The following is a 7,883-nucleotide window of genomic DNA, read 5'->3' on the forward strand; positions in this document are numbered from 1 at the left end:
ATGGTTAACAATGCTCCTTGAAACGATGGCTGCCGCTGCGATTGCGGGCTGCGCCAAATTCGGGAGTCGGGGACCATGAAACTTACATCGCGTATGGCGCTGGCGCTCGGTGCACTGGCCTTCCTGCCGCTGACGCCGGTGCACGCGGCCGACTACGATCCGCCGATCTATGTCGACCAGGCGCCCGACTACGTCCCGGTCGAGGTCGGTTCCGGCTGGTATCTGCGCGGCGACGTCTCCTATCTGGCGCAGAAGAGCTTCGACAATCATGATTTCGCCACCGAAACCGCAGCCTTCAGCGACAAGGAAGATCCGATCTTTGCCAGCATTGGCTTCGGCTACCATTTCAACGACTATCTGCGCGCCGACCTCAATCTCGGCTATCTGCCCGGCAACGAGATCGGCGTCGGCTATGACGATTCAGCGACTGCCGCAGAGCCGACCGTGGCGTCGGCATCCCTTAAGAACTACGCCTTGTCGGGCATACTCAACGGCTATGTCGATCTTGGCACCTATGTCGGCATCACACCCTATCTCGGCGCCGGTATCGGCATCGTCCGCAGCAAGCGCACCCTGTCGGCAAGCTATTTCACCGACAATGGCGACGACACGGACGATTTTGCTGTAAGTGACAGCAAGACCCAGTACTCGCTGGCCTACACGCTGAATGCGGGCCTCGCCTATCAGGTATCGAAGAACGTTTCCGTCGACCTGGGCTATCAGTATTTCTCCGCCCCGGACGCCGAATATGTAGCCGCCGAGAGCCTAGATTCCTATCCGATCCGCAAGGGGATCAGCAATCATCAGGTCAAGCTTGGGCTGCGCTACGATCTTTGGTAGTAGGTACGGCATGCACGAAAACGCAGACGGCGGATCTTTCGGGGTCCGCCGTTTGCGTCTGAAGTCACGACATCCTGATCAGGGATCGCCGGTATCCCGGCAGCGACAAAAACTTTCCTCTTGACGCCCGAAGTCTGAACGCATATCGCCGTCCGTGGGCCACCCCTCCCCAACGAGGGGCCACTATCTGGAAGGATAGACCACGATGACGACGCATACGAACCCCGGACTCCGTCCGGCAAACCCCAATTTTTCCTCAGGTCCCTGTGCAAAACGTCCCGGCTGGTCGGTCGAGGCGCTGAACAATGCCGCGCTCGGCCGTTCCCACCGCGCCAAGATCGGCAAGACCAAGCTCGAACAGGCGATCGAGCTGACGCGGGAAATTCTCCAGGTCCCGGCGGGTTACCGCATCGGCATCGTGCCGGCGTCGGACACCGGCGCGGTCGAGATGGCGCTGTGGTCGCTGCTTGGCGAGCGCGGCGTCGACATGGTCGCCTGGGAGAGCTTTGGCTCCGGCTGGGTCACCGACGTGGTCAAGCAGTTGAAGCTCGCCGACGTGCGCAAGATCGAAGCCGGCTACGGCGAACTGCCTGATCTCACCAAGATCGATTTCGACCGCGATGTGGTCTTCACCTGGAACGGCACCACGTCGGGCGTGCGCGTGCCGAACGGCGATTTCATTCCCGCGGACCGCAAGGGCCTGACCGTCTGCGATGCGACTTCCGCCGCATTCGCGCAGAGGCTCGACTTCGAAAAGCTCGATGTCGTCACCTTCTCCTGGCAGAAGGTGCTGGGCGGCGAGGGCGCTCACGGCATGCTGATCCTGTCGCCTCGCGCCGTCGAGCGGCTGGAGACCTACAAGCCTTCATGGCCGCTGCCGAAAATCTTCCGCCTGACCTCGGGCGGCAAGCTGATCGAAGGCATCTTCAAGGGCGAGACCATCAACACCCCCTCGATGCTGTGCGTCGAGGATTACCTCGATGCGCTCAACTGGGCGAAGTCGACCGGCGGTCTCGACGCGCTGATCGCCAGGGCGGATGCCAATACGGCCGTCCTCGATCGCTTTGTCGGCAAATCCTCCTGGCTCGGTCATCTCGCCGTCCAGCCGGCGACACGGTCGAACACGTCCGTCTGCCTGTCCTTCACCGACCCGGACGTGTCCGCGCTCGACGCCGAGGGGCAGGCGGCTTTCGCCAAGGGGCTGGTGTCGGTGCTCGACAAGGAAGGCGTCGCCTACGATATCGGTGCCTATCGCGACGCACCGCCCGGCCTGCGCATCTGGTGCGGCGCGACGGTCGAGACGTCGGATCTCGAGGCGCTGCTGCCCTGGCTCGACTGGGCCTTCGCCGCGCAGAAGGCGTCGCTCAAAGCGGCGGCCTGAGATCATTCGCGGCGGCCTTCGGGTCGCCCATTCCCATCAGGATCAAATCCATTTCAAGGAGGCCGCCATGGCGCCCCGCGTTCTCGTCTCAGACAAACTCTCCCCCACCGCCGTGCAGATATTCAAGGATCGTGGCGTCGAGGTCGACTATCTGCCCGATCTCGGCAAGGACAAGGAAAAGCTCGCCGAAGTGATCGGCCAGTATGATGGCCTCGCCATCCGCTCGGCGACCAAGGTCACCGAAAAACTGATCAACGCCGCTACCAATCTCAAAGTCATCGGCCGTGCCGGCATCGGCGTCGACAATGTCGATATCCCGGCGGCAAGCCGCAAGGGCATCATCGTGATGAACACGCCGTTCGGCAATTCGATCACGACAGCCGAACATGCGGTGGCAATGATCTTCGCGCTTGCCCGCCAGATACCGGAAGCCAACGCTTCGACCCATGCCGGCAAATGGGAAAAGAACCGATTCATGGGCGTCGAGATCACTGGCAAGACGCTGGGCGTCATCGGCTGCGGCAACATCGGTTCGATCGTCGCGACGCGCGGCGTTGGCCTCAAGATGCACGTCATCGCGTTCGACCCGTTCCTGTCGGACAGCCGTGCCGAGGAGCTTGGCGTCGACAAGGTCGAGCTCGACGAACTGTTCGCCCGCGCCGATTTCATCACCCTGCACACGCCGCTGACCGACAAGACGCGCAACATCATCGATGCCGCGGCGATCGCCAAGATGAAGAAGGGCGTGCGCATCATTAACTGCGCTCGTGGCGGGCTGGTCGTCGAGGCCGACCTGATCGCGGCGCTGAAGAGCGGCAAGGTGGCCGGCGCCGGCGTCGACGTCTTCGAGGTCGAACCGGCCGAGAACAACGAACTGTTCGGCATGGAGAATGTGGTGGCGACGCCGCATCTCGGCGCCTCGACGACGGAGGCCCAGGAGAATATCGCGCTCCAGGTTGCCGAGCAGATGGCCGACTATCTGATCAAGGGCGCCGTCTCCAACGCCATCAACATGCCGTCGATCACCGCCGAGGAGGCGCCGCGGCTGAAGCCTTTCGTCAAGCTTGCCGAAGTGCTCGGCGCCTTCGTCGGCCAGGTCACCGAGGATCCGATCAAGGAGGTCGAGATCCTGTTCGACGGCTCCACCGCGACGATGAATACGCGCGCGCTGATCAGCGCCGCACTCGCCGGGCTGATCCGGCCTCAGGTCTCCGACGTCAACATGGTGTCGGCGCCGATCATGGTGAAGGAGCGCGGCATCATCGTCGCCGAGGTCAAGCGCGACAAATCGGGCGTGTTCGACGGCTACATCAAGCTTACGGTGAAGACCGAGCACATGACGCGCTCGATCGCCGGCACATGCTTCTCGGATGGCAAGCCACGCTTCATCCAGATCAAGGGCATCAACCTCGATGCCGAGGTCGGCCAGCACATGCTCTACACCACCAATGCCGACGCGCCGGGCATCATCGGCCTGCTCGGCACCGTCTGCGGCGAGAACGGCGTCAACATCGCCAACTTCCAGCTCGGCCGCAACCGGCCGGGCGGCGATGCCATAGCGCTGCTCTATCTCGACGCGCCGTTCCCGGAAGCCGTGCTGGAAAAGGTCAAGGCGCATAAGTCGATCGACTCGGCCAAGCGGCTGCAGTTCGACATCAACGCGATGTGATCGAGGACAGGCGGTCGCCGACCCCCTCGTTGAGGCCGGCCGCCGCGGCGGCCGGTTCAGGTCAACTCGTCGGATCCATCGGAGACAGCCACGCGATGTCGGTAGACCAGTTCCCAACCCTTCCAGCCCGTAAACAGCAGGATGAGAACCACGATCAGCGATAGGACGAAGCCGGTTGGCATCACGGCCGCCGCTCCGCCGGCATACCGCGAGTACCAGTTGTAAAGCTCGATCAACACGACGAGTACATTGCCGCCGGCATGGAGCCATGCCGTCGTGAGATTGCGGATCTGAACATCGCCGAGAACATCCGTCAGGCCGGCAAGCGCAGCCAGGGCTGCCATGATCGATCAGGCCTGCGCCGAGAAGCCAAAGCGACCCGGTGACCCATCCGGGATCGGCTGTTCGCCAGAAGATAAGATCGCAAACGAAGGCGCCGACAAAAAAGGCAATCGGAAACGGAATCAGCATGGGATGGATAGGGTGACCGGCAATGCTTGCCGTGCTGCGAGGGTTCGGGCTCATCATGTCGCCTCCCTGCCGTTCAAACTCCGCTGGAGGTGAAATGTTCCAAGTGAGGACGCGGCAGGGTTTATGCCGCTGTTTCCGGGCCATTGGCTAGATCCATGCTGTTCGCGTGAATCGCTGCAACGGGGAGAGCGTCAGCCGCCACATGTCATCTGCGGTGGTCCGCCACCGCCATCTTGCGCCCGCTGTATTCGGCAAGCCCGATGCCGCCCAGCACGAGCACCAAAGCCAGTGCCTGATAGAGGTGGAACGTCTCGCCGACGATCAGCACCGACAGCAGCGTGCCGAAGATCGGCACCAGATTGATGAACAGGCCGGCGCGGTTGGCGCCGATCAGTTCGTTGCCTCTGATGTAGAAGATCTGCGAAACGACGGAGGCGCCGATCGCCGTATAGACGATGACGGTCCAGCCGCGCGCATCGGGCATGATGACCTTGCCGGCGACGACCTCCCACAGGAAGAACGGCAGCGAAGTGACGAGTGCCGCAACCGACAGGGCCAGCATCAGGCTCTGCCAATGCATCACCGGTTTCAACCGCAGTCCGACCGAATAGCCGCTGTAGAGAAACACGGCGACCAGCATGATGGCGTCGCCGAAATTGAGTTCCAGCGTCAACAACCGGCGCGGGTCGCCATGGCAGGCGGTGAGGATCACGCCGGCGATGGTCAGCACGACGCCGACAATCTGCGCCCAGTTCACGCGCAGGCGGAAGAAGACGAAATTGGCAGTCATGATCAGGATCGGCATCGCCGCCTGTTCGATCGAGACATTGATCGCTGTCGTGTAGTTGAGCGCCGTGTAGAAGATGGTGTTGAACAGGGTGAAGCCGCTGGCGCCGAGGGCGACCAGCACGAACCAGTGCTTGCGGACGACCGGCCAGTCCTTCTGGATGGTCTTCCAGCCGATGGGCAGCATGATCGCCACGGCCAGCACCCAGCGCAGAAAGACCAGCGTCATCGGCGAGACGTGATCGACCGCCAGCTTGCCGGCCACCGAATTTCCGCCCCAGAGCAAGGTGGTGAGCAGCAGGAATATGTAGGCGCTTCGATGCATCGCGGGATTCCAGTCGCCGGAGCTGCGGTGTTTGCCGGCCTATTGCGGTCACTCGCCCAAGTAAATGATGTCAAAGCCGAAAATTGTTGTGCCTCAGGGCATTTTCGACGGCAAAGAAAGGTCGCGCTCGCGAGGTCTTGACGTTATAGAGGCCTGTCGTTTCGAACCATATTCAAGCCGCTTGGCGGCGTCTCAAGGGAAAAGAAACATGGCCAATGTGGTGGTCGTCGGCTCGCAGTGGGGTGACGAAGGCAAGGGCAAGATCGTCGACTGGCTGTCGGAGCGGGCCGATGTCGTGGTGCGTTTCCAGGGCGGCCACAATGCCGGCCATACGCTGGTCGTCGACGGCAAGGTTTACAAGCTGTCGTTGCTTCCGTCGGGCGTCGTGCGCCAGGGCAAGCTGTCCATCATCGGCAATGGCGTCGTGTTCGACCCGCATGCTTTCGTCGCCGAGGTGGCCAAGCTCAAGGCGCAAGGTGTCGAAGTCGCACCGGATCGCCTGAAAATAGCCGAAAACACAGCGCTTATCCTGTCCCTGCATCGGGAGCTGGACGGATTCCGTGAGGACGCCGCATCCAATTCCGGGACGAAGATTGGCACGACCCGTCGTGGCATCGGCCCCGCCTACGAGGACAAGGTGGGCCGGCGCGCGGTCAGGGTGATGGACTTGGCGGATTTGGAAACACTGCCCGTGAAGGTTGACAGGCTGCTGACGCACCACAATGCGCTGCGTAGGGGGCTTGGCCATGCGGAAGTCACGCATGACGCGATCATGCAGGAATTGACCTCGGTCGCCGACGACATCCTGCCCTATATGGACCGGGTCTGGAAGATCCTCGACGACAAGCGCCGGGCTGGCGAGCGTATCCTGTTCGAGGGCGCGCAGGGCACGCTGCTTGACATAGACCACGGCACCTATCCGTTCGTAACCTCGTCGAACACGGTTGCCGGACAGGCTGCCGCCGGCTCCGGCGTCGGCCCAGGCGCCATCGGCTATGTGCTCGGCATCACCAAAGCCTATACGACACGCGTCGGCGAGGGTCCGTTCCCGACCGAGCAGAAGAACGAGGTCGGCGAATTCCTCGGCACGCGCGGCCATGAATTCGGCGTCGTCACCGGCCGCAAGCGCCGCTGCGGCTGGTTCGACGCGGTGCTGGTACGCCAGGCCGTCGCTGTCAACGGCATCAAGGGAATCGCGCTGACCAAGCTCGACGTGCTTGACGGGCTGGACGAGATCAAGGTCTGCACGGGTTATCGTCTCGACGGCGAGATGATCGATTATCTGCCGGCCAGCCAGGGCGCCCAGGCACGTGTCGAACCGGTCTACGAGACGCTCGAGGGCTGGAAAGGCACCACTGCCGGCGCGCGCAGCTGGAACGATCTGCCGGCCCAGGCCGTCAAGTATGTCCGCTACATCGAGGAGCTCATCGGTGCCCCGGTAGCACTCCTTTCCACCAGCCCGGAACGCGACGACACGATACTTGTGACCGATCCGTTTCAAGACTAGTTTCTGAAGCCTTTCCGGGCATCGCGGCCGATTTGCGGGGGCCGGCGCGGAAACAAAATACAGGTCGACTGAAGCATGGCAGATTACGTTGCTATTCTGAAAAAGGCGCTCGGCAAGCATGGCGACGAGACGCCGGAAAAGCGTACGCGCATCTATGCCAGCGTTCGCACCATGCTGGCGAAGAAGCTTGAGGAATATTCGCCGCCGCCGGCCGCCGAAGCCATAGCCACGCAGATGCGTTCGCTGGAAGACGCGATCGCGAGTGTCGAGCGGGACTATGCCAAGAGCCTGCCGGAGACCGATCCGCTGGCGGAGCTGGAACACATCTTTTCATCGATCGATCGCAACAAGAATCAGCCGAGCCATACACGGCAGCCGGCCAAGGCCGAATCGGCCTGGCCCGCACCGCCCGCTGCAAAGCCTGAATCTTATCAGCCCGCGCCACCACCTGCCGCCAAGGTCGAGCCGAGCTGGCAAAGGGCGACGCCGGCGCCTTCCCAGCCGGCTCGCGCCGACACGCCTCTTCCAGGTATGGATGCCGACGAGGCGGAGGACGAGGCAGATGTCTTTTCCAGCGACGAAGAGCCGGTGTCGGACACCTTCCAGCGCCTGCGTCCCGCCGAGCGCAAGCGCAGCTATGGTGGGCTGATCGCGGCCGTCGTCGCTCTTCTGGTCGTAGCCGGCGGCGGCTACGGAATCTGGCTGAACAAGGATGCCTTCGGCAAAATGCTTGGGCTTGGCGGCAATCAGGTCGCCAAGACCGAGCCGGTGAAACCAGCGCCTGCCAAGCCGGCAACCGATGCCGCGGCAACGCCTCCGGCGCCCGCGGCTGGCGGCACGGAGGCCGAAAGCACGAAATTCACGCAGCGGCTGACGCCGCAGGGCAGTGAAGTCGACCCGGGTC

At 62.6% G+C, this 7,883-nt stretch carries 5 protein-coding genes and 2 pseudogenes; 5 read left to right on the forward strand and 2 right to left on the reverse strand.

Going from position 1 to position 7,883, the window contains the following annotated elements; all coding sequences use genetic code 11:
- The first annotated feature begins 75 nt into the window (after positions 1-75).
- The 3 genes from EN984_RS14520 to serA all read left to right on the forward strand — a co-directional run bounded on the left by EN984_RS14520 (position 76) and on the right by serA (position 3,890).
- Positions 76-840: an outer membrane protein gene (locus EN984_RS14520; protein ID WP_127267137.1), complete on the forward strand. Its 765-nt coding sequence runs from the start codon at positions 76-78 to the stop codon at positions 838-840.
- A gap of 205 nt (positions 841-1,045) precedes the next feature.
- Positions 1,046-2,221, forward strand: a complete 1,176-nt coding sequence (locus EN984_RS14525; protein WP_127383799.1) for a phosphoserine transaminase — start codon at positions 1,046-1,048, stop codon at positions 2,219-2,221.
- Positions 2,222-2,288: 67 nt separating this feature from the next.
- On the forward strand, positions 2,289-3,890 hold the full coding sequence (gene serA / locus EN984_RS14530; RefSeq protein WP_127383800.1) for a phosphoglycerate dehydrogenase: 1,602 nt from the start codon (positions 2,289-2,291) through the stop codon (positions 3,888-3,890).
- Positions 3,891-3,946: 56 nt separating this feature from the next.
- Here serA and EN984_RS14535 read toward each other — a convergent pair.
- Together EN984_RS14535 and EN984_RS14540 are read right to left on the reverse strand one after the other, a co-directional pair.
- Positions 3,947-4,415: pseudogene (locus tag EN984_RS14535) on the reverse strand (DUF2231 domain-containing protein).
- A 151-nt stretch (positions 4,416-4,566) separates the two neighbouring features.
- Entirely contained in the window at positions 4,567-5,472 is a 906-nt protein-coding gene (locus EN984_RS14540; RefSeq protein ID WP_127267134.1) for a DMT family transporter, read from the reverse strand.
- 208 nt (positions 5,473-5,680) lie between these two features.
- Between EN984_RS14540 and EN984_RS14545 the strand changes: the two genes are divergently transcribed.
- Positions 5,681-6,979: an adenylosuccinate synthase gene (locus EN984_RS14545; RefSeq protein ID WP_127267133.1), complete on the forward strand. Its 1,299-nt coding sequence runs from the start codon at positions 5,681-5,683 to the stop codon at positions 6,977-6,979.
- Between the two features lie 75 nt (positions 6,980-7,054).
- Positions 7,055-7,883 (forward strand): annotated as a pseudogene (locus EN984_RS14550) (hypothetical protein); the annotation flags it as partial.

The organism is Mesorhizobium sp. M7A.F.Ca.CA.004.12.1.1 (genome assembly GCF_003997835.1).
Classification (GTDB): Bacteria; Pseudomonadota; Alphaproteobacteria; order Rhizobiales; family Rhizobiaceae; genus Mesorhizobium.

Bases quoted from the DNA above. Each gene is read 5' to 3' on its own strand.
- EN984_RS14520 (WP_127267137.1), top strand. From the start codon at position 76: ATGAAACTTACATCGCGTATGGCGCTGGCGCTCGGTGCACTGGCCTTC.
- serA (WP_127383800.1), top strand. From the start codon at position 2,289: ATGGCGCCCCGCGTTCTCGTCTCAGACAAACTCTCCCCCACCGCCGTG.
- EN984_RS14525 (WP_127383799.1), top strand. From the start codon at position 1,046: ATGACGACGCATACGAACCCCGGACTCCGTCCGGCAAACCCCAATTTT.
- EN984_RS14545 (WP_127267133.1), top strand. From the start codon at position 5,681: ATGGCCAATGTGGTGGTCGTCGGCTCGCAGTGGGGTGACGAAGGCAAG.
- EN984_RS14540 (WP_127267134.1), bottom strand. From the start codon at position 5,472: ATGCATCGAAGCGCCTACATATTCCTGCTGCTCACCACCTTGCTCTGG.